A 21,058-nucleotide genomic window follows, 5' to 3' on the forward strand; every position below is an offset into this window, starting at 1 on the left:
CGCCGGGGCCGGGGTACGTCGTATCAGGTGGCGGCGATCAGCAGGGCCGGGCGCTCCACGCAGTCCGCGACGTGCCGCAGGAAGCCACCCGCCACCCCGCCGTCGCAGACGCGGTGGTCGAAGGTGAGGCTCAACTGGGTCACCTTGCGGACTGCCAGTTGCCCGTCGAGGACCCACGGCTTGTCCACGATCCGGCCCACGCCGAGCAGGGCCGCCTCGGGGTGGTTGATGATCGGTGTGGAGCCGTCCACGCCGAACACCCCGTAGTTGTTGAGCGTGAACGTACCCCCGGTCAGCCGGGCCGGCGGAAGCGTTCCCGCCCGCGCGGCGGCCGTGGTGGCCGACAGTTCGGCGGCCAACTCGGCGGTGGTGAGCCGTTGGGCGTCGCGCAGCACCGGCACGAGCAGGCCCCTGTCGGTCTGCGCGGCGATACCCAGGTGCACCCCGGCGGACTGGATGATCCGCTGCCCTTCGGTGTCGACCCGGGCGTTGAGCTGCGGGAACCTGCGCAGCCCGCTGAGGCAGATCCGGGCCAGCAGGGCCAGGATGCTCACCGGCGCGTCCGGCGTCGCCGCGTTTATCGCGGCCCGGGTCTCCAGCAGGCCGGTGGCGTCCACGTCGACCCAGATGGTCACCTCGGGGATCTCCCGCCGACTGCGGGACAGCTTGTCCGCGATCACCTTGCGCACGCCGGTGAGCGGGACGACCACGTCGCCGTCCCCGGCCGGGGCCAGGGCGACGTGCGGGTCCGGCGCTGCGGCGAGCCGGGCCGCCGGAGTGGTGAGCGCCGCCTCGACGTCGGCGCGACGGATCACACCGCCCGGTCCGCTGCCGCGTACCGTGCTCAGGTCGACGCCACTGTCGCGGGCCAGCCGCCGGACGATCGGCGAGATGACAAGCGCGGCGCCCGCCGCAGAGCCGGCGGCCGGCGAGGCCGATGCGCCGACGATGACCGGGGCGGCCGACGCGCCGGCCGTGACCGGGGCGGCGCCACCCGGCGAGCCGCTGGCGGCGGCCGAGGTGGGCTCCGCGCCCGCCGGGACGTCGGTCGGCTCCGGTGCCAACGCCAGCCGGGGCCGGCGACGACGGCGGGTCGCGCCGCCGTGCCCGGTGCCGTACCCGATCAGCACGTTGCCGGAGCCGGCCCGCTCCTCCTCACGGTAGGTGGCGTGCCCGGCCGGCTCGTCGCCGTCGCCGTCCAGCGGCGCGATGGTGATCAGCGGCTGGCCGACCGGACGGACCTCACCGGCCGCGCCGTGCAGGGTCACCACCCGCCCGGCGTACGGGCAGGGCACGTCGACGACCGCCTTGGCGGTCTCCACCTCCACGACGCTCTGGTCCACCGTGACCACGTCGCCCACGGCGACCCGCCACTCGACGATCTCCGCTTCGCTCAGCCCTTCGCCCAGGTCGGGCAGGAGGAAGACCTGCGTGCGCTCGACGGTGGTCATGCCGCCGCCCAGCGCGCGTCCGGCTGGTCGTCCCACTGGAGACGGGCCACCGCGTCGAGCACCCGGTCCACGCCGGGCAGGTGGGTGTGCTCAAGCATCGGCGCCGGGTACGGGATGTCCAGCCCGGCCACCCGCAGCACCGGCGCGTGCAGCGCGTGGAAGCAGCGCTCCTGCACCCGGGCCGCGATCTCCGCGCCGACACCCGCGAACCCGGGTGCCTCCTGGATCACCACACACCGCCCCGTACGGCGTACCGATGCGGTGATTGTGGCGTCGTCGAACGGCACGATGGTGCGCACGTCGACCACCTCGAGGTCCCAGCCCTCCTCGCGGGCGGCCTCGGCGGCCTCCAACGCCACGGGCACCGCCGGCCCGTACGCCACGAGTGTGGCGTCGCGCCCCGGCCGGCGTACGACGGCCCGGCCGAACGGCTCGGCACGCGTCGGCAACTCCGCGTCGGCGCTGGCGAAGTAGAGCTTCTTGGGCTCCATGAAGACCACCGGGTCGGGGTCGTCGATCGCCTCGCGCAGCAGCGAGTACGCGTCGGCCACGGTCGCCGGGGTGACGACCTTCAGCCCGGGGGTGTGCGCGTAGTACGCCTCGGACGAGTCACAGTGGTGCTCCACCCCGCCGATGCCACCGGCGTACGGCACCCGGATGACGATGGGCACGCTGAGCGCGCCACGGGTCCTGTTGCGCAGCTTCGCCACGTGCGAGGCGATCTGCTCGAACGCCGGGTACGCGAACGCGTCGAACTGCATCTCGACGACCGGCCGGAGCCCGGACATGGCGAGGCCCACGGCGAAGCCGACGATGCCGGCCTCGGCGAGCGGCGTGTCGAAGCAGCGCTTCTCGCCGAAACGGGCCTGGAGGCCGTCGGTGATCCGGAAGACGCCGCCGAGTTGGCCGACGTCCTCGCCGAAGACGACGACCCGCTCGTCGGCCGCGAGGGCGTCGGCGAGAGCGGTGTTGAGCGCCTTCGCCATCGTGGTGGCCATCAGGCGGCACCATCCTCGTCGTTCGCGGCGGCCAGTTCGGCGCGCACCTGCTCACGCTGCTCCACCAGTTGCGGGGTGGGTTGGGCGTAGACGTGGTCGAAGAGGCTCAGCGGGTCGACTGTGGGCTTGGTGTTCATCCGCGTCCGCAGGTCCGCCGCGTACGCCTCGGCCTGCTCGGCGATCTCGGCGACGGCCGCGTCGTCGAGCACCCCGCGCGAGCGCAGGTAGGTCTCCAGGCGGGCGACCGGGTCGCGGTCGCGCCAGGCGTCGACCTCGGCGCCGTCGCGGTAGCGGGTGGCGTCGTCGGCGTTGGTGTGCGGCTCCATCCGGTACGTGTGCGCCTCCACCAGGAACGGCCCGTTGCCGGCGCGGGCGTGCGCTACCGCGCGGGTCAGCACGGCGAGGACCGCCACCGGGTCGTTGCCGTCGACCTGCTCGCTGGGCACGCCGTAGCCGACGCCCTTGTACGCCAGCGACGGCGCGGCGGTCTGCCGGGACAGCGGGACGCTGATGGCGTACCTGTTGTTCTGGACGAAGTAGACGACCGGCGCCTTGAACACGGCGGCGAAGTTGATGCCCTCGTGGAAGTCGCCCTCGCTTGTCGCGCCGTCACCGATGAAGGCCAGCGCCACGGTGTCGCGCCCCTGGTACGCCTCACCGTGCGCCAGCCCGGCGGCGTGCACGCACTGGGTGGCGAGCGGGGTGCACTGCGGTGCGGTCCGTACCTCGGTCGGGTCGTAGCCGCAGTGCCAGTCGCCGCGCAGCAGCGTGAGCACCTCGACCGGGTCGATGCCCCGGGCGACGAGCGCCATGGACTCCCGGTAGGTGGGGAAGACCCAGTCGGTGTCGCGGACGGCGAGCACGGCGGCGACCTGGCAGGCCTCCTGGCCCCGGGAGGACGGGTAGACGGCCAGCCGGCCCTGCTTGGTCAGTGCTGTGGCCTGGGTGTCGAACCGGCGACCGAGGACCATCCGGCGGTACAGCTCACGCAGCGCCTCGACGGGTGGCTCCGGATAGTCGGTGCGGGCGGGCAGCGGTGTGCCGCGCTGGTCGAGCAGGCGGACCGGCTCGGCGTCCGGCAGCAGCGGGCGGGCCGGGTCGGGCGGGGTGACCGTCCGGCGGGTGCGCGGGGATGCCCTGCGGACCGCCTGGGGTGTGGTCGTCACGGCGGGACCTCCTGGGACGTGTGGTGGGCCTATGCTTCCGCCTAACGGATGATTGACTCAAGATCCACGCAGAAGGCGGGACGATTGGCATGACAGGGGCGCAACAGTGAGCCAGGAGGCCACCGAGGACGCCGGCCGGGCGTCGGGATCGGGACGATCGGTTCGCCCACTCGACGACGTGGATCGGCGGATCCTCGACGAGTTGGTCCGCGACGGCCGTACGTCGATCCGCACCCTCGCCGAGCGCATCCACATCTCCCGCACCAACGCGTACTCCCGGGTGGAGCGCCTGCTACGCGACGGGGTCATCACCGGGTTCCGGGCCCAGGTGGCGCCCGAGGCTGCCGGGTTGGGCACCTCGGCGTACATCGCGTTGACGATCCAGCAGAACACCTGGCGGGAGGTCTCCGCCGAGCTGGCCCAGGTGCGCTACATCGAGCACGCCGCCCTGCTCGGCGGCGACCACGACGTGCTCGCGCTTGTCCGCGCGCCGGACAACGCCGCGTTGCGGGACCTGGTGCTGGGCCGGGTGCAGAGCATCGCCGGGGTGCTGTCCACCCGCACCTGGCTGGTCTACGAGGAGTTCGACGGAGCCAGCAGCCCCTGGGCCTGAGGTGCAAGGAAGGGCCCCTTATTAGCGCCCAGGCGTTAACAAGGGGCCCTTCCTTACCGCTCGGGTGGGGCTTCCAGCCCTTCGCGGTCGGCCAGTTCCAGCAGCGGCTCCAGCGAGTGCCGGTCGCCGTCGAGACCGGCGTGCGGGTCGCCCCGCTCGGCGAACCGGGCCGGCATCGACAGCACGTCGAAGTCCTCCGGCCGGGCGTCGTCCAGCTCCTCCCAGGCCAGCGGCGCCGACACCAGCGCCTGCGGCGTCGGCCGGATCGAGTACGCCGAGGTAACAGTGTGGTCGCGGGCCATCTGGTTGTAGTCGACGAAGACCGGGCGGTCCCGTTTGTCGCGCCACCAGGTGGTGGTGACAAGCTCCGGCAGCCGGCGTTGCATCTCCCGACCCAGGGCGAGCACCGCGCGGCGGCACTCGCCGAAGGTCCACCGCGGCTCGATCGACAGGTAGACGTGCAGGCCGCGCCCTCCGGTGGTCTTCGGATAGCCGGTGAGGCCCAGCTCGGCGAGGAACGCCCGTACCTCCCGGGCCACCGGCACCACCTGCTCGAAGCCGACCCCCGGCATCGGGTCCAGGTCGATGCGCAGCTGGTCGGGGCGCTCCACGTCGGCGGCGGTCACCGGCCACGGGTGGAACCGCAGGGTGCCCAGGTTGACCGCCCAGATCACCACCGCCAGCTCGCTGGGCGCGACCTCGTCGGCGGTGCGGCCACTGGGGAAGGTGATGTGCGCGGTGCGCACCCAGTCGGGCGCGCCCGCCGGCAGCCGCTTCTGGTAGAAGGCGTCCCCCCGGTTGGTCTGCCGGGTGGCGATCGTCGCGCCCTCGAAGACGCCGCGCGGCCAGCGTTCCAGCATCGTCGGCCGGTCCCGCAACGCGCGCAGGATGCCGTCACCCACCGACAGGAAGTAGCGGACCACGTCCAGCTTGGTCAGCCCACGCTCCGGAAAGTACGGCTTGTCGGGGCTGGAGACGCGGACCAGCCGCTCCCCCACCTGGATCTCCTGCGCCGCCGTGGCCACGCCCCGAGGGTACGACGCCGACGGCGGGCCCGGGTGCTACCGGCCGGGGACCAGCGTGGCGCGCTGCTGCGGCAGCTCCTGCGTCGGGCCGCCCACCGACACCTGTGGCGTCGACGGTGGTTCCTCGGCCACGGCGGTCTGCTGCTCGACCGGCACCTTCTGCGACGACCGTCGTGCCACGAAGCCCGGCGTCCAGTCCTTCAACCGCAACGCAGGCCGCTCGACAAGCTTCCAGGACAGGAACGCGGCGGCGAAGGCGGCAGCCACCGACATCGCGGCGAACGGCACGTACCCCCAGCGGCTCCAGCCGAGGCTCGCCATCACCTGCTGGAAGATGAACCCGTAGATGTAGATGCCGTACGAGTAGTCGTTCTTGCGGCCCACCCAGTGCACCTGGCGCGGCATCCGCACCGACAGCCAGACCAGCAGGTACGCGAACGCGGGCAACCCGATGACGAAGAAGCCGCCGAAGAGCAGCGACAGCCCGAGCGCCAGCGCCGACCCGATGCCGAGCGCGTCGTTGATCGGCACCCGCTCCCGGTAGAGATCGAGGGTCGCGCCGAAGGCGAACAGGAAGCCCAGGTAGACGATGTAGTGGAAGTTCATGACGCCCACCAGGGGCGAGTCGAACGTCCAGGCCGCCGTCGAGGCCGGGCCGCTGACCCGCCCCGAGCTCACCCAGTCCTGGAGGATGCTCAGGTAGAGCGCGACGGTCAGGAAGAGCACGAACCGGCGGGCGTTGCGCAGCACCGCCGTCACGGCCAGCACGCCCACCACGACGTAGCAGAACATCTCGTACTTGAGCGACCACAGGGCGCCGTTGAAGACGCTGGAATTGCTCTTCTCACCCCACGGGGTGGTCTCCTTGAGCAGGTCCTGGATGCCGTACTGGCGAACGCCGGTCCACCAGTTGGCCTGCAGGTACGCCAGCGGGCCGCCCCGGTCCCAGGCGTTGTCGAAGAAGCCGCTCGTGGTGCCGTGCTCGCGCAACGCCACTAGCGGGGCGACCACCAGCGCGGTGATCAGCAGGCAGACCCAGAGGCCGGGGAAGATGCGCAGGGCCCGGTGCCACGAGTAACGGATGATGCCGGTACGCCGCGCGCTGCGGGTGATCAGCAGGCCGGAGAGCACGAAGAAGCCGTACACGGCCATCGTGCCGACGTTGGTCTGCCGACCGGTCAGGTGGTAGCCGAGGTCGTTAGCGCCGAAGCCGAGCGGCTTGGAGTGCGACAGCACGACGCCCACCGCGAGACAGAGCCGGATCAACCCGATGCCGTTGCTGCGACCGGAGAGCAGGTCGGCGAGCGTGCCACGGGAGCGGAGGAGGGCGGGGGTAGTCATGCGGCCAGGAACCTCTCGACCATCAGGCGGGCACCTCGGCGCCGGCGTGCTCCCACAACTGCTTCATCTCGGTGTGCAGATCATCGCTCGGCGACCAGCCGAGCAGCTCGGCGGCCAACCCGACGTCCATCCGCTGCCAGGTCGTCTCGGCAGGACCGGTGCGCTCGCCCTCGACCAGGTCGGCCGGAACCTCACTGACGTCGATGAGGAGCTGGACCATATCACGCGCGCTGGCCGCAACCCCCCGCCCGATGTTGATCACGTGACCGGCGGCCTGCGGGCGGGTTGTGGCCAGCAGCACGGCGGCGACGACGTCACTGAGCCCGACGAAGTCACGGCGGGAGCCCAGCGGGGCAAGCTCCAGCCGGGCCCGCTGCCCGGCCCGTTCGGCGTCGCGCAGCTTCCCCACGACCACGCCGAGCAGGCTGTGCCCGGGCTGGCCCGCGCCGATCACGTTGCCGACCCGCAGCGTGACGCCCTCGATGAGGCCACGCCGATCGGCCTCGGCGAGCGCCGTGGTGCAGCGCAGCTTGAACTCGCCGTACGGCATCACCGGCGCGGCGGGCAGATCCTCGGGCATCGAGGTGTCCACCGGTACCAGTCCGTACTCGTGCACGCTGCCGAGCTGGACCACCCGGACCCGGCGGGGCAGCCGGCCGGCGGCCTCGATGAGCCGCTCGACAAGCGTGACGTTCACCGCGAGCATCTGCGCGTCGGTGAGCCCCCACATCCCACCCGCGGCGTTGATCACCACGTCGGGGTCGAGCTCACGCAGCACGTCGGCGATCTCGTCGACGCTGGCGGCGGCCAGGTCGAGTGCGCGGACCACCACCCCTGGACCGAGGTCCCTCGGCTGGCGCGCGACGGCCACCACGGCGTGCCCCTGGTCGGCGAGCGCACGGCAGATCGGACGACCGAGGAAGCCCGTACCGCCGAGCACCGTCACCCGCAGGGACGAGCCGGCATTCTCGGACGGGCCTGCGGAAGTGGCTGGCACGGCGTACCCCTGGGTGTCGTCGCTCATCGACCCGGCCCGAACGCGTGCCGGGACAGGCTGCGCACGCCGGCCATCTTGCCCGACCGGACCGCTGCCGGCAGCAGCGTGATGGCGTGCAGTCGGGACGAGGTGTAGCGGCGGGCGGCCCGGGCCGCCCGGGGCCACCCCTGCTCGTCCATCCGCCGGGCGACGTCGACGAAGAACGCCCGCGCCTCGGTGAACCGGGAGCCGGTGACCGCGTCGGCGGCGGACTTGCTGACCGCGTGCCGCCGGTACTGGAAGCACAGGGTGTTGTCGACAGCCATCTGCTCCCCCCGCTCGATCAGGTCGATCACCAGGGCGAGGTCCTGGATGACCTGGAACTCGTCGCGGAAGTCGACGGCCTTCAGCGCGTCCGTCCGCCAGCAGATCGACGGGAAGTAGAACCAGCAGCCGCGCAGCAGGCTGGCCGCGAGGTCTTCGCCGCCCATCAGCTGCCGGGATTCGATCTTGGGGGCGTAGAGCCGCCGCTTGGCCTCGTCGACGATCGTGTTGACCACGGCGCCGTCGGCGTCGATGATCTCGACCCCCGGTTGGATCATGCAGACGCCCGGGTACTCCTCGATCACCGATCGCACCGTGGCCACGTAGTTGGGGTGCATGATGTCGTCGGTGCCCATCATCACCAGGTACTCGTGCTCGGCGAGGCCGACGCACTTGCGGTAGTTACCGGTGACCCCGAGGTTGCGCTCGTTGCGCTGGTAGCGGACCCGCTCGTCGGCGATGCCGGCGAACCACTCCGGCACCCCCGGCTCCTGGCCGTCGTCGACGACGGTGAGGCGCCAGCCACTGTCACTCTGTGCCATCACGCTGCGGACGGCCGCCTGCATGAGGGGCACACTCCCGTAGTACGGCAGCATGATGTCGACAATCATCGGTGGGCGGGCCTAACTGTGCGTGGTGGAAGTGCGCGACAGGCGCGGGCCACATTATCAGGCATCGCGCTCGGATCGATTACCGGCGAACCGGCCGCGCGACGCGTCGCGCCACCGCCCGGACCACCCCGTCGACGGGTCCGACGACGACCTCGGCGACGGCTATCATCGTCGCGCCCGCACCGCACGCCCCCCGATCGGATGCCGATGTCAGATCGCGCCGTCACCACGGACGCGCCCCCAGCGAAGACCGCGGCGGGTCCACCTCCGCCGAGCCCCGGGGAGCACCGTCGGCCATTCGTCAAGCGGGTGGCGCTGAGCGTCTGGTTCTGGCCGACGGCGTTCGCCGCCCTCGCGGTCGGCTGGGGCATCGGCAGCCCGGAGATGTGGCACGACGAGCTGGTGACCGTCGACGTGGCGACCCGCTCCACAGGGCAGATCATCGGCATGCTGGCGAACGTCGACGCCGTACACGGGACGTACTACCTGTTCATGCACGGCTGGACCACCCTTTTCGGCACCGGGCCGGCCGCGGTACGCCTGCCGTCGGCGCTGGCAATGATCCTGGCGACCGCGTGCGTGGCGCTTGTCGGGCGGCGGGTCTTCGGCCAGACGGCGGGGGTCGCCGCCGGTTTCGCCTTCGCCCTGGTGCCCACCGTCACCCGGTTCGGCCAGGAGACCCGCTCGTACGCCTTCGTCGTCCTCGCCGCGGCCGCGGCCACCCTGTTCCTGCTCCGGGCGTTGGAGCGGCCCGGATGGCTGCGGTGGGCGGCGTACGTGCTCGCCGTGGCCGGCATCGGCCTGGTGAACGTGGTGGCGCTCACGCTGCTGCTCGGGCACGGTGTGGCCGTCCTCGTGCACTGCTGGCGGCAGCGCCGCTGGTGGTCGGTGCTCTGGTTCACACTCGCCGCCGCCGGCGGGGTGGGCATCGCCGCGCCGGTGATCCTGCGGGGCATGAAACAGGCGGGCCGGCAGATCAGCTGGATCCCCGACAGCGCGCCCTGGATCGTCTGGGAGCAGGCCCTCGGCTCGACGCTGCTCGCCGTCGCGGTGACCGCGCTGGCCGTTGTGGGCGTCGTGACCCACCTGCGGCGCGACGTCGCGGCCCGGACCGTCATGGCGACGGTGATCGCCGTCCTGCCGCTGCCGGTGATCCTGCTGGCCTCCACCGGCGACATCAACTACTTCTTCTCCAAGTACCTGCTCTTCCTGCTGCCCGCCTGGGCGGTGCTCGCCGGTGCGGGAGTCGCCGCGCTGCGCCGCCCGCCGCTGGTGGCGGCCGCGCTTGTGGTGCTCGCCGCCCTGTCCGTGCCCGGTCAGCTCGCACTGCGCGACGAGTTCTCGCACGGCTGGTACACGTACCCGCAGGCGCGGGCGTTCGAGCCGCTGTCCTACTCCGAGGCGGCGCGGGTCATCGAGGCGGGCTACCAGCCCGGCGACGGACTGGTGGCGGGCGGCCCCTGGTGGTGGATGCACGAGCCGGGAGTGCGCTACTACCTCCCGTCGGACGTGTCCCCCCGCAACGTCTTCCAGCAGCGGTCGGCGGCCCAGCGCGACGAGCTGTTCGGCGCTGACTGCGCCGACCCGGCCCCCTGTCTGCGTGACGAGGCCCGCCTCTGGGTGCTCTTGCCGACCGTCACCGACGCGCCGCTGACCGGGCTGCCCAAGAAGCAGGCAGCCGCGCTGACCAGCCGCTACGACGTGGTCCGCGTCACCCACGTGACCGGGCTGACAGTGGCGCTGCTGCAACGACGCGGCTGAGCGGTGTCACGGCCGGCACCGCGCCGGCCGTGACACGGTTACCTCCGGCGACGCCCGGGTAGGGGGTCCGGCATGGCGGAACTGGCGACCCTCTGGATCATCCGACACGGCGAGAGCACCGCGAACGTGGCGGCCACCCGGGCCGAGACCACCGGTGCGGAGCTGATCGAGCTAAGCCACCGCGACGCCGACGTGCCGCTCTCCCCCACCGGCGAGGAGCAGGCCCGGGCGACCGGTCGCTGGCTCGCCGGGCTGCCCGAGGACCGCCGCCCCGACGTCGCGGTGGTCTCGCCGTACCTGCGGGCGGTGTCCACCGCCGAGCTGGCACTGCACGACACGGGGGTGCCGGTCAGCCGGGACGAGCGGCTGCGTGACCGGGAACTGGGCATTCTCGACGGCCTTACCGCGCACGGCGTTCGCCAGCGGTTCCCCGACGAGGCCGAACGTCGCGCCCGGCTGGGCAAGTTCTACTACCGGCCGCCCGGCGGTGAGGCCTGGACCGACGTGGCGCTGCGCCTGCGGGCCCTTCTCGGTGACCTGCGCCGGGACCACGCCGGTCAGCGGGTGCTGCTCTTCGGCCACGACGCGCTTGTCTTCCTGCTTCGTTACCTGGTCGAAGGGCTGACCGAACCGGAGCTTATGGAGTTGACCCGCGACCACGTCATCGCCAACTGCTCGATCACCGACTGGTCCGCCGACGCCGACGGCCGGCTGGTGCTGGGCGGGTTCAACGAGATCGGTCACCTGCAGCGGCAGGGCGCCGAGCCGACCAGGGAGGACGAGGTCCATGCCGAACCGGTCTGAGGTGCAGGTGATCACGCCGGGCCTGCTGCGGGACTGGGCGCTGCCGGTGCCGACCGGCGGCAAGGAGAGCCGCGGCACCGTGCTCGTGATCGGCGGCTCCCGCTTCACCCCCGGCGCGGTGCTGCTCGCCGGTGTGGCCGCGCTGCGCGCCGGCGCCGGAGTGCTCCAGTTGGCCGCCGCCGAGTCCACCGCCGCCACGCTGAGCATCCAGGTGCCCGAGGCGCTCGTGGTCGGGCTGCCGGAAACCTCCGACGGCGCTGTCGTCGCCGACCGTGGCGGCCAGCTCGACGACCTGATCGCTGAGGCGGACGTGGTGACCCTCGGCCCCGGCCTCAAGGGCATCGACGAGACCGTCCGGCTGCTCAACCTGGTCCTGGAGGCGGCCGGACCGCGCACCCCGCTTGTGCTCGACGCGTACGCCCTCGGTGCGCTCAGCCACGAGCCGAAGCTGCTCGTCGGCTCGGGCCGGCCGGTGGTGCTCACCCCCAACGTCACCGAGGCCGGGCACCTGCTCGGCCGGGAGCCTGGCGACGACCTGGACGCCGAGGCCGCCGAGCTGGCCGCCCGGTACGAGGCTGTCGTGTCGCTCTACGGGCACGTGGCGGCCCCGGACGGGCGTCGGTGGCGCGAGGAGAGCGGGGACGCCGGGCTCGGCACCTCCGGCAGCGGGGACGTGCTCGCCGGCCTGCTGGCGGGACTGCTGTCGCGGGGAACCGACCCGGCGCAGGCCGCCTGCTGGGGTGCCTTCGCGCACGCGGTTAGCGGTCAGCGGCTGATCCCCCGGTACGGCCGGATCGGCTTCCTCGCCCGGGAACTGCTCGACGAGATCCCCCGCACCCTCGCCACCGTCGTCTGACCAGACACTTCGACCGATTCCGCCCGTTTCCGCAGTTCAGCAACGGGGTACCGGATCGACACCACACGAGCCACCAAAGGGGGTCAGCCGGTGTCGACCGATGCCATCGTCCTGCTCAAAGAGGACCACAAGGAGATGCGCCGCCTGTTCAAGGCGTTCCAGGACGCCGAGGACGGCCCAGCCAGCAAGCGGCAGAAGCTTGTGGACCAGATCCTGGAGGCCCTGACCGTGCACACCTACCTGGAGAACGAGGTGATGTACCCGGAGGTCCGCCGGCTCCTGCCCGACCTGGAGGACGACATCCTGGAGTCGTACGAGGAGCACCACGTGGCCGACGTGCTCTGCCTCGAACTGGCAAGCATGGACGCCGACGACGAGCGCTTCAACGCCAAGACCACGGTGCTCATCGAAAGCGTCACGCACCACGTCGAGGAGGAGGAAGAAGAGTGGTTCCCGAAGGTCCGCGAGGCCCTGGGGCGTAAGCAGCTCCAGGAGATCGGGGAGAAGATGATCGCGCTGCGCGCGGACGCGCCCCGCACCCCCACCGCACCCAAGGCGATCAAGAAGGCACGCGACGCGGTGACCGCCTGAGCCGACACCGTACGACGAGGGGCCCGGCGCTGCCGGGCCCCTCGTCGTGGACGCCGTTCGGCGGGGTCAGTCGCCGGAGCCGGGCTCGGCCATCCGACGGTGCTGCGCGGCCTTGAGCTTGTCCGGGACGAGCTTTCCGGCGGCCGTCTGCACCTTGTTCACGAACGCTCCCGCGGTGACGGTCTGGTCGCCCCTCATCAGCGCGGCGAAACCCTGCGCCGCGACCTGCGCCGGGTCGTCCTTCTTCCCGGAACCCACACGGGTGTCCTCCATGTCGGCGCGCTCGAAGAACGCCGTGTCGGTCGGCCCGGGCAACAGGGCGGTCACCGTGACCCCGGTGTCCTTCAGCTCGTTGCGCAGCGCCTCCGCGAAGGACTGCACGAACGACTTCGACGCGTTGTAGACGGCCTGGAACGGTCCCGGCATGGTGGCGGCGATCGACGACGTGAACAGCACCCCGCCGGTGCCGCGCCGGACCATTGCGGGCAGCAGCAGCTTGGCCAGGTGCACTGTCGAGCGCACGTTCAGATCCACGATCTCCAGCTCGTCGCGCAGGTCGGTGCCCCCGACGAACGCCCCGCCGGCGCCGCGGCCGGCGTTGAGCGCCAGCGCCTCCAGTGGGCGTCCGGTCGCCTCGACCGCCGCCACCAGCTCTCGCACGTCCTGCTCGCGGGCCAGGTCGACGCGGATCGACCAGACCTGCGGCCCGCCGTCGCGGCGCAGCTTCTCGGCCGCCGCCGCGATGCTCTCGTCATCGGCGGCGACGATCAGGTCGAACCCGTGCTCGGCGAACTGGACTGCCAACTCGTACCCGATCCCGCTGGACGCGCCGGTCACCAGGGCCAGCGGCCGGTCGGTGGTCGGTGTGGTCATGGTCAACTCCTCTCGTGCGGCACGGCCGCCACGGTCCGCACCCGGTGCGGCAGCCGTCCACCCAATGCCCCGCCACGGAGCGCCCAATCACCTCGGCGGGTCGGGTCCGGAGGTCGGCCGGGTCTTTCCCGGCCGGCCCGGTAGGATCGGCGCGGGCCGTTACTGGCGCGTGGGGATGGACAACCATCAGGGAGCGGTCCCGTCACGAGGACGTTTTTGCCGAGCGCCTGGGCCTTCCGCACGTCTGTAGGAGGTCGTATGTCGCAAAACGCCGAGTCCACCGCGTTCCGGAGTGCCCTTGAGGTGATCCGGGCTGTCGAGCCACGGGTGGCCGACGCCATCGGCGCCGAGCTGACCGACCAACGGGAGTCGCTCAAGCTCATCGCCAGTGAGAACTACGCCTCCCCGGCGACGCTGCTGGCGATGGGCAACTGGTTCAGCGACAAGTACGCCGAGGGCACCGTCGGACGCCGCTTCTACGCCGGCTGCCAGAACGTCGACACCGTCGAGGCGCTCGCCGCCGAGCACGCCCGGGAGCTGTTCGGCGCCGCGCACGCGTACGTCCAGCCGCACTCGGGTATCGACGCCAACCTGGTGGCCTTCTGGGCGATCCTCGCCGACCGGGTGGAGTCCCCCGCCCTGAAGAAGGCCCAGGTACGCCAGGTCAACGACCTCACCGAGGCGGACTGGTTCGCGCTGCGGCGTGAGCTGGGCAACCAGCGGATGCTCGGCATGTCGCTGGACGCCGGCGGTCACCTCACCCACGGCTTCCGGCCGAACATCTCCGGCAAGATGTTCGACCAGCGCAGCTACGGCACCGACCCGGTTACCGGCCTGATCGACTACGACCGGGTGGCCGAGGCCGCCCGCGAGTTCAAGCCCCTGATCCTGGTGGGCGGCTACTCGGCGTACCCCCGGAAGGTGAACTTCCGGATCCTGCGGGAGATCGCCGACTCGGTCGGCGCGACCTTCATGGTCGACATGGCGCACTTCGCCGGCCTGGTGGCGGGCAAGGTCTTCACCGGCGACTTCGACCCGGTGCCGCACGCGCACATCGTCACCACCACCACCCACAAGTCGTTGCGCGGCCCGCGCGGCGGCATGGTTCTCTGCGGGCCGGAGCTTGCCGACCAGGTCGACCGGGGCTGCCCGATGGTGCTCGGCGGGCCGCTGCCGCACGTGATGGCCGCCAAGGCGGTCGCCCTCGCCGAGGCCCGTCGCCCCGACTTCGCCGACTACGCGTCGCGGATCGTGGCGAACGCGCAGGCCCTCGCCGACGGTCTGCTGCGGCGCGGCGCGAAGCTCGTCACCGGCGGCACCGACAACCACCTGGTGCTGATCGACGTGTCCGGCTACGGGCTCACCGGCCGCCAGGCCGAGCAGGCGCTGCTGGACTCGGGCATCGTCACCAACCGCAACTCCGTCCCGCAGGACCCGAACGGCGCCTGGTACACCTCCGGCATCCGGATCGGCACCCCGGCGCTCACCACCCGAGGGCTCGGCACCACCGAGATGGACCAGACCGCTGAGCTGATCCACACCGTGCTGGCCCAGACCACCGCCGGCGCCAACGCTGACGGCACTCCGTCGAAGGCGAAGTACACCCTCGACCCGGCGCTCGCCGACAAGGTGTCCCGCCAGGCCACCGACCTGCTGGCCCCGCACCCCCTCTACCCGGGCATCAACCTGGCCTGACGCGCCCCATAGCGGTCGATCATGGAGTTGTGGTGCCCGATACGGGCTGGTAGACGGCTTTCGTCCACCACCACAACTCCATGATCGACCCGTGTGGGAGGGGTCAGGCCTAATTCAGGGGGCGCTTCAGGTGGTAGCGGTGGACTTCTGTGCTGCCCTGGACGTTGTTTACGTCTTCGGCGGCGGCTACCAGCTCCCAGCCCTCGCGGCCGGCACGGTTGAGGTGCGCGATCGCGGTGTCGCCGAAGGCCGTGATGTCCTTGCGTGACCCATCGGGGCCGTACCAGACGAACGAGACGTGGAAATTGCGACCCTGACCCTGATAGCGGCGGACGAGCAAGGCGTACTCCCAGGCAACCATGCGCTCCATTATGACTGTCCAACCTGGACGCCAACACACCAGAGGTCGCACATTGCCATGGGGTGAACGCGCTGTGTCACCACAGAAACCAACCCACCCCGCCGATCTTGCACTTTCGGTCGTAGAAATGCGGGAAATATCCTCTATGCCGCGGCAGGAAGTGCAAGATCGCGGAGGGCGGGGCCCGCACCCTCAGGCCGGCGCGAACGTGGGCGTCTGGGCGTGGATGTGGAAGCGCAGCGAGCGGGCGTCGGTGAAGCACTCCCGCATCGGTCGCACCAGATCGCGGTGCTCGGGGCTGCGTTCCCAGGTCTCGAAATCGGCTAGGCTCGCCCACTCGCTGGTGATCAACCACTGCTCCGGGTCGGTCGACGAGCGGCACACCTGGTCGACCAGGTGCCCCGGCACTCCGCCGGCCACCAGATGCCGCACCTGCTCGTACGCGGCCAGGAACGCCTCGGTACGCGGCTCCGGCACCCGTACCAGGAAGACCACCCGGGCTCGCTGCTCGCTCATGACGTTCCTCCCGTCGTCGGCGCGGCCCCCCGCAGGACCAGCGCGCTGTTGAACCCGTCGAAGCCCCGCGCGCAGACAAGCGCCAACCGGCGGTTCGGCCGGCGATGCTCCCGCAGGAAGTCCAGTTCGCACCCGTCGGCCACCTGGTCCGGGCCTGCGGACGCGGGCAGTGTGTCGTGCGCGAAGGCGAGCAGCGCGGTGGCCACGTCCAACGCCGACCCACCCTGGTGCGCGCGCCCGGTCAACGACTTGTGCGTCGTCACCGGAGGCGGCCGGTCGGCGAACACCGCGCGTAGCGCCTCGGCCTCGCTGCGGTCGTAGCGGGGCACGCCGAGCGCGTCGGGCACCACCACGTCGATCCCGGCGGCCGATACACCGGCCCGGTCCAGGGCCAGTCGCATGGCGCGGGCGTACTGGATCGGATCGCCCGCGCTGTCCGTCGTGGTGTGCGCGGCGTCGTGGGTGGAGCCCCAGCCGCTGACCTCGCCGTAGACCCGGGCGCCACGCGCCAGGGCGTGCCCCAGCTCCTCGACCACGAACACCGCGCCACCCTCGGCCGGCAGGTAGCCGCTGGCCGTGGCGTCGAACGGCCGGTACGCCCGCTCCGGGTCGGAGACGTCGCTGAGCAGCCCCGAGCGCAGTTGGCAGGCCAGCGCGTACGGGCTCAGCGGACACTCGGTAGCCCCGGCGATCACCACAGGCGTGCCCCGGCGCACCGCGCGGGCCGCGTGCGCAAGACTGTCCAGCCCACCGGCCGCCTCCGCGACAAGCACCCCACTCGGGCCCTTGAACTGGTGGTGGATGGAGAGCTGCCCGACGCTCGCCGCATAGAACCAGGCGATCGACTGGTACGCGCCGACGGTGCGCGACGTGCCACCCCAGAGGCGTTGCAGCTCCCGCTGGCCGAACAGGTTGCCGCCGGACGAGCTCGCCAGGGTCATCGCGTAGCCGTACGGGTCGGGCGCCCGTTCGGGCAGGCCGGCATCTGCCAACGCCAGTCGGGTGGCGGCGAACCCGAGGTGTGTCCACCTGTCGGTCTGCACCAGTTGCCGGCTGCCGGCGTACGCGTCGGCGGCGAAGCCGGGCACCTCCCCGCCGTAGCGGGTCGGGTAGTCCGACGGGTCGAACAGCGTGATCGGTCCGGTGCGGCGGGTGCCGGCGAGGACCGTACGCCAGTGCGCGTCCACACCGATGCCGCTGGGCGCGACCACGCCGATACCGGTCACCACGGCTCGGGCTGTCACGCGACCGCTCCGGTCAGGCGGCGGAACACCATCGCCGACTGGAAGCCACCGAAGCCGCTGCCCACCGACAGGGCCACGTCCACCGGCACCTCGCGTGCCTCGTTCGGCACGTAGTCCAGGTCGCACTCGGGGTCGCGGGTGCTCCAGTTGGCGGTGGGCGGCACCACGCCGAACTCGATGGCGAGCGCACACGCGGCCATCTCGATGGACCCGATCGCGCCGAGCGAGTGCCCCACCATCGACTTGATCGAACTGATCGGCACCCGGTACGCGGCCTGGCCCAGCGCCCGCTTGAACGCTGCCGTCTCGTGCCTGTCGTTCTGCCGCGTGCCGGAGCCGTGGGCGCTGATGTAGGAGACCTGCTCGGGGGCGATCCGGCCCTGCTTGAGCGCGTCGGTGACCGCCAGGCCCATCTCCAGCCCGTCCGGGCGCAGCCCCGTCATGTGGTAGCCGTTGCTGCGGCTGGCGTACCCGGCGACCTCGCAGTAGACGTGCGCGCCCCGCCGACGGGCGTGCCCGGCCTCCTCCAGCACCAGCACCGCCGCGCCCTCGGCAAGCACGAACCCGTGCCGGTCTGCGTCGAACGGGCGGGAGGCGTGTGCCGGGTCGTCGTTGTCCGGGCTTGTCGCCTTGATGGCGTCGAACGAGGCGACGGTGACCGGGGAGATCGGCGAGTCGGCGGCGCCGGCCAGCACCACGTCGGCCTCGCCGTCGACGATCATCTGGTGGGCGTAGCCGATGGCGTCGATGCCGGAGGTGCAGCCGGTGGAGACGACCTGCGCCGGGCCGTGCAGGCCGTGCCGGCAGGCCACGTCGGCGGCCAGGCTGCTGGGCACCAACGCCTGATAGAGGTACGGGCCACCGCGCGCCGCGTCGACAAGCCAGCGTCGACCGTGCTCGCTGACCCGGACGTACTCCTGCTCCAGGGCCATCGTGCCGCCGACCGCCGTACCGAGCACCACCCCGGCCCGCTCCCGCTGCGCGTCGGTCAACTCCAGGCCGGCGTCGGCGACCGCCTCGGCCGCGCAGGCCAGCGCGAACTGCACGTACCGGTCGGCGCGGCGCCGCTCGGCGTGGCTGAGCCCGGCCGCGATCGGGTCGAAGTCGCACTCGGCGGCGATCTGCGAGCGGAACGCCGACGGGTCGAAGAAGCTGATCCGCCGGGTGGCCGTACGCCCCTCGGTGATGGTCTTCCAGAAGCGGTCCCGGCTCGCGCCGCCGGGTGCGACCACTCCGACACCTGTCACCACAGTGCGCCGCCCGGTCACGATGACTCGACAAGCTCGGTGTCGACGTGCCCCAGCTCGGGGCGGGGGGCGAGCGGGCCCAGGTGGAAGACCACCTCGGCCGGTCCGACACCGGTGTTGCGCAGCCGGTGCCGCACGTTCACCGGCACGAACAGCGCCTCACCCGCCGCCAGCGACGTCGGCTCGCCGTCCAGGTCCACGATGATCGCGCCGCGGGTCAGATACAGGAACTCCTCGCTGTACGGGTGGTAGTGCTCGGCGATCCGCTCCCCCGGCGCGAGCGTCGCCACACCGAGGAAGCCCGACGTGCTGCCGACGGTGCGCGGGCCGAGCAGGACCCGCAGCTCGCCACCGCGCCGACGGTCGGCAGGTACGTCCCCGACGGCGATCGGTCGTGTGCTCAGGTCACTCATCGCCGGCTCCCGTCGGCTCGTCGCGGCCGGTGTCGCAGTGCTCGGCGCGTTGCCGGGCGATCCGCTCCACCCGGTCCTTGATCACGGTGAGTTGGACGACGCTGTTGGTGTTGATCCGCTCGGTCATGGCGGCGTTGTCGACCGGGGCGGTCGGCTTCATCGCGAAGTCCTGCGTCCAGGTCATCCGGGTGCCGCCGGCCTCCTCGGCGTAGCGCCAGTGGATCCGCATGTACTCGAACGGTCCGGTCTCCACCCGGTGCGCGCGCACCTGCCGGCTCACCGGGTCGACGGTACGTTCGCTCACCCAACTCCAGGACACACCGTTCTCGTCGGGGTACATGGTGAGCCGGAACCGCACCGTGTGCCCGTCACGGTGCAGGATCTCCACCACCGCGTACTCGGTGAACAGTTCGGTCCAGTTCGCCACGTCGTTGGTGATCTCCCAGACCAGTGGCAGCGGCGCGTCGATGACGATGCCGTTCTCGGTGTGGCCGGGCGGGTCGGCGCGGCGGGCCACCAGGTCCGCGACCGCCGGGATGCTCAGCTGCCCGGCCTGCTCGGGAATGCTCACCTGCCACCTGTCGGCGACGACGGCGGAGAGTTCCAGCAGGGCGAGCGAGTCCATGCCCAGTTCCTCAAGCGAGGCGGCGGGGGCGCGGGCCGCGGCGTCGGCGTCCAGTCCGCAGTGGGCCACCAGGATGTCGGTGATCTCGGCGGTCAGCGGGCGACCATGGGTGACGGTCATCGGGTCCTCCTGTGGGGAACGTCGGGCTCCGCGGCGGGCGCGGTGCGTACTGCGGTGGTGGCCGTCGACCGCTGCGCGGGCGTCGGAGGTGGTGTGGCGAGCAGTCGGTCGACGATGCCTGTGGTGTAGCGACCCTTGCGGAAGGAGGCGTCGTCGAGCACCCGTCGGACGAACGGGATGGTGGTGTGCACGCCCGGCCCGGCGACGTCGAACTCCTCCAGGGCGCGCTCCAGGCGGTTGAGCGCCAACTCCCGGTCGGGCGCCCAGACCACCACCTTGGCCAGCAGGGAGTCGTACCAGGGGCCGACGAGGTAGCCGGCGCGGGCGTGGGTGTCCACACGGGTGAAGGGGCCGCCGGGTGGGGTGAACCGTTCCAGCCGGCCGGGGGTGGGTGCGAAGTCGCGGTCGGGGTCCTCGGTGTTGACCCGGCACTCCACGGCGACGCCGTGCAGTCGGATCTCCTCCTGCCGCCAGCGCAGCGGCACCCCGGCGGCGATGTGCAACTGCTCGTGCACAAGGTCGATCCCGGTGATCATCTCGGTCACGGGATGCTCCACCTGGATCCGGCAGTTGATCTCCAGGAAGTGGAACTGCTCCTCGGCGTCGACGAGGAACTCAAGGGTGCCGGCGCCCACGAAGCCGACCTCCAGCGCCCCCCGCAGCGCGGTCCGGGCGATGGTGTCGAGGGTGGTGGCGGGCAGTGCCGGTGCGGGCGCCTCCTCGACGAGTTTCTGGTGCCGGCGCTGCACCGAGCAGTCCCGGGTGCCCAGGTGTACACCGTTGCCGTGCGCGTCGCAGAGCACCTGCACCTCGACGTGCCGGGCAGTGGTGAGGTACCGCTCGACGTACACCCGGTCGTCGCCGAAGGCGGCCTGGGCGGCGGCCCTCGTGCGCGCGTACGCCCGGGCCAGCTCGCCCGGGGCGTGCACCACTGTCATCCCCCGGCCGCCGCCCCCGGCGGCGGCCTTCACGATCACCGGATAGCCGATGGCGTCGGCAACCTCGGCCGCCGCGGCAGCGGTGGGCACCGGTGCGACGCTGCCCGGCGACAGCGGCAGGCCGGCCTGGCTCATGAGCGCCCGCGCCGACGACTTGTCGGCGAGCGCCGCCATCACCGCTGGCGGTGGGCCGATGAAGACCAGCCCGTTGTCGGCGCAGATCTCGGCGAAGTCGGCGTCCTCGGACAGGAAGCCGTAGCCGGGGTGCACTGCCTGCGCGCCCACCTGCCGGGCGGCTTCGACGATGGCGGCGGCGTTGAGGTAGCTGCGCCGGCTCGACGCCGGGCCGATCCGGACAGCCTGGTCGGCGAGGCGGACGGCCGCCGAGTCGGCGTCGGCGGCGGAGTAGACGACAGCCGTCCGGACGCCGAGTTCCCGGCAGGCCCGCAGCACCCGCAGCGCGATCTCGCCCCGATTGGCGATCAGCACGGTCTCGAACATGGCCACCC

Annotated in this window: 21 protein-coding genes and 1 riboswitch; of the genes, 6 read left to right on the forward strand and 15 right to left on the reverse strand. The window is 71.9% G+C overall.

All coding sequences use genetic code 11. The features are described 5' to 3' along the window. Positions 1-23 precede the first annotated feature (23 nt). Genes ACPXB1_RS11050 through pdhA form a run of 3 tightly spaced genes read right to left on the reverse strand, consistent with a single transcriptional unit; the run spans position 24 to position 3,648 of the window. Positions 24-1,463: a dihydrolipoamide acetyltransferase family protein gene (locus ACPXB1_RS11050; protein ID WP_355589450.1), complete on the reverse strand. Its 1,440-nt coding sequence runs from the start codon at positions 1,461-1,463 to the stop codon at positions 24-26. Continuing rightward, complete coding sequence (locus tag ACPXB1_RS11055) at positions 1,448-2,452, reverse strand: alpha-ketoacid dehydrogenase subunit beta (RefSeq protein WP_355589448.1); 1,005 nt, start codon at positions 2,450-2,452, stop codon at positions 1,448-1,450. Before ACPXB1_RS11055 ends, ACPXB1_RS11050 begins: the two co-directional genes overlap by 16 nt. After that, a complete protein-coding gene (gene pdhA, locus ACPXB1_RS11060; protein ID WP_425735293.1) occupies positions 2,449-3,648 on the reverse strand; it encodes a pyruvate dehydrogenase (acetyl-transferring) E1 component subunit alpha in 1,200 nt (399 codons plus the stop codon). Before pdhA ends, ACPXB1_RS11055 begins: the two co-directional genes overlap by 4 nt. Positions 3,649-3,793: 145 nt before the next feature. Here pdhA and ACPXB1_RS11065 point away from each other — a divergent pair, with 145 nt between their 5' ends. After that, positions 3,794-4,228, forward strand: coding sequence for an Lrp/AsnC family transcriptional regulator (locus tag ACPXB1_RS11065; RefSeq protein ID WP_425735294.1), 435 nt, complete (start codon positions 3,794-3,796; stop codon positions 4,226-4,228). A gap of 53 nt (positions 4,229-4,281) precedes the next feature. Here ACPXB1_RS11065 and ACPXB1_RS11070 read toward each other — a convergent pair whose 3' ends face one another. From ACPXB1_RS11070 to ACPXB1_RS11085, 4 genes are read right to left on the reverse strand one after another with little or no spacing between them, the layout of a single operon-like run. After that, on the reverse strand, positions 4,282-5,253 hold the full coding sequence (locus ACPXB1_RS11070; RefSeq protein ID WP_355589302.1) for a DNA polymerase domain-containing protein: 972 nt from the start codon (positions 5,251-5,253) through the stop codon (positions 4,282-4,284). 36 nt (positions 5,254-5,289) lie between these two features. After that, entirely contained in the window at positions 5,290-6,594 is a 1,305-nt protein-coding gene (locus ACPXB1_RS11075; protein WP_355589300.1) for an acyltransferase family protein, read from the reverse strand. A 22-nt stretch (positions 6,595-6,616) separates the two neighbouring features. Beyond that, a complete protein-coding gene (locus ACPXB1_RS11080; protein WP_355589298.1) occupies positions 6,617-7,618 on the reverse strand; it encodes an NAD-dependent epimerase/dehydratase family protein in 1,002 nt (333 codons plus the stop codon). Beyond that, positions 7,615-8,505, reverse strand: a complete 891-nt coding sequence (locus ACPXB1_RS11085) for a glycosyltransferase family 2 protein (RefSeq protein ID WP_355589296.1) — start codon at positions 8,503-8,505, stop codon at positions 7,615-7,617. Before ACPXB1_RS11085 ends, ACPXB1_RS11080 begins: the two co-directional genes overlap by 4 nt. 207 nt (positions 8,506-8,712) lie before the next feature. Here ACPXB1_RS11085 and ACPXB1_RS11090 point away from each other — a divergent pair, with 207 nt between their 5' ends. The 4 genes from ACPXB1_RS11090 to ACPXB1_RS11105 all read left to right on the forward strand — a co-directional run bounded on the left by ACPXB1_RS11090 (position 8,713) and on the right by ACPXB1_RS11105 (position 12,517). Next, entirely contained in the window at positions 8,713-10,266 is a 1,554-nt protein-coding gene (locus ACPXB1_RS11090) for a glycosyltransferase family 39 protein (protein ID WP_355589294.1), read from the forward strand. A 72-nt stretch (positions 10,267-10,338) separates the two neighbouring features. Then, on the forward strand, positions 10,339-11,070 hold the full coding sequence (locus tag ACPXB1_RS11095; protein ID WP_355589292.1) for a histidine phosphatase family protein: 732 nt from the start codon (positions 10,339-10,341) through the stop codon (positions 11,068-11,070). Beyond that, positions 11,054-11,926 (forward strand): NAD(P)H-hydrate dehydratase, encoded by an 873-nt coding sequence (locus ACPXB1_RS11100; protein ID WP_355589290.1) that lies wholly within the window; start codon positions 11,054-11,056, stop codon positions 11,924-11,926. Before ACPXB1_RS11095 ends, ACPXB1_RS11100 begins: the two co-directional genes overlap by 17 nt. Before the next feature lie 90 nt (positions 11,927-12,016). Then, positions 12,017-12,517 carry a hemerythrin domain-containing protein gene (locus tag ACPXB1_RS11105; protein WP_355589288.1) on the forward strand — a complete coding sequence of 167 codons (501 nt, stop codon included), beginning with the start codon at positions 12,017-12,019 and terminating at the stop codon, positions 12,515-12,517. Positions 12,518-12,583: 66 nt separating this feature from the next. Here ACPXB1_RS11105 and ACPXB1_RS11110 read toward each other — a convergent pair whose 3' ends face one another. Further along, entirely contained in the window at positions 12,584-13,390 is an 807-nt protein-coding gene (locus ACPXB1_RS11110) for an SDR family NAD(P)-dependent oxidoreductase (RefSeq protein WP_355589286.1), read from the reverse strand. 148 nt (positions 13,391-13,538) lie between these two features. Continuing rightward, positions 13,539-13,630, forward strand: a riboswitch (ZMP/ZTP riboswitch). Between the two features lie 18 nt (positions 13,631-13,648). On the opposite strand from ACPXB1_RS11110, the gene ACPXB1_RS11115 reads away from it, so the two are divergent. Beyond that, a complete protein-coding gene (locus tag ACPXB1_RS11115) occupies positions 13,649-15,085 on the forward strand; it encodes a glycine hydroxymethyltransferase (protein WP_355589284.1) in 1,437 nt (478 codons plus the stop codon). Positions 15,086-15,194: 109 nt separating this feature from the next. Here ACPXB1_RS11115 and ACPXB1_RS11120 read toward each other — a convergent pair whose 3' ends face one another. The 7 genes from ACPXB1_RS11120 to ACPXB1_RS11150 form a co-directional block, all read right to left on the reverse strand. After that, positions 15,195-15,455 carry a hypothetical protein gene (locus tag ACPXB1_RS11120; RefSeq protein ID WP_355589282.1) on the reverse strand — a complete coding sequence of 87 codons (261 nt, stop codon included), beginning with the start codon at positions 15,453-15,455 and terminating at the stop codon, positions 15,195-15,197. A gap of 183 nt (positions 15,456-15,638) precedes the next feature. Further along, the gene (locus ACPXB1_RS11125; protein WP_355589280.1) at positions 15,639-15,962 is read right to left on the reverse strand and encodes an antibiotic biosynthesis monooxygenase family protein; all 324 of its coding nucleotides are present in this window, start codon (positions 15,960-15,962) and stop codon (positions 15,639-15,641) included. After that, complete coding sequence (locus tag ACPXB1_RS11130; protein ID WP_355589278.1) at positions 15,959-17,206, reverse strand: beta-ketoacyl synthase N-terminal-like domain-containing protein; 1,248 nt, start codon at positions 17,204-17,206, stop codon at positions 15,959-15,961. The genes ACPXB1_RS11125 and ACPXB1_RS11130 overlap by 4 nt, the downstream gene beginning before the upstream one ends. Continuing rightward, positions 17,203-18,474 carry a beta-ketoacyl-[acyl-carrier-protein] synthase family protein gene (locus tag ACPXB1_RS11135; protein ID WP_355589277.1) on the reverse strand — a complete coding sequence of 424 codons (1,272 nt, stop codon included), beginning with the start codon at positions 18,472-18,474 and terminating at the stop codon, positions 17,203-17,205. The genes ACPXB1_RS11130 and ACPXB1_RS11135 overlap by 4 nt, the downstream gene beginning before the upstream one ends. Further along, positions 18,471-18,866, reverse strand: coding sequence for a cupin domain-containing protein (locus tag ACPXB1_RS11140; RefSeq protein WP_355589275.1), 396 nt, complete (start codon positions 18,864-18,866; stop codon positions 18,471-18,473). The genes ACPXB1_RS11135 and ACPXB1_RS11140 overlap by 4 nt, the downstream gene beginning before the upstream one ends. After that, entirely contained in the window at positions 18,859-19,611 is a 753-nt protein-coding gene (locus ACPXB1_RS11145) for an SRPBCC family protein (protein ID WP_355589273.1), read from the reverse strand. Before ACPXB1_RS11145 ends, ACPXB1_RS11140 begins: the two co-directional genes overlap by 8 nt. Then, the gene (locus tag ACPXB1_RS11150; RefSeq protein ID WP_355589271.1) at positions 19,608-21,050 is read right to left on the reverse strand and encodes an acetyl-CoA carboxylase biotin carboxylase subunit; all 1,443 of its coding nucleotides are present in this window, start codon (positions 21,048-21,050) and stop codon (positions 19,608-19,610) included. The genes ACPXB1_RS11145 and ACPXB1_RS11150 overlap by 4 nt, the downstream gene beginning before the upstream one ends. Positions 21,051-21,058 lie beyond the last annotated feature (8 nt).

This window comes from Micromonospora sp. DT68 (assembly GCF_049847245.1).
GTDB classification, from domain to species: Bacteria; Actinomycetota; Actinomycetes; order Mycobacteriales; family Micromonosporaceae; genus Micromonospora; species Micromonospora profundi.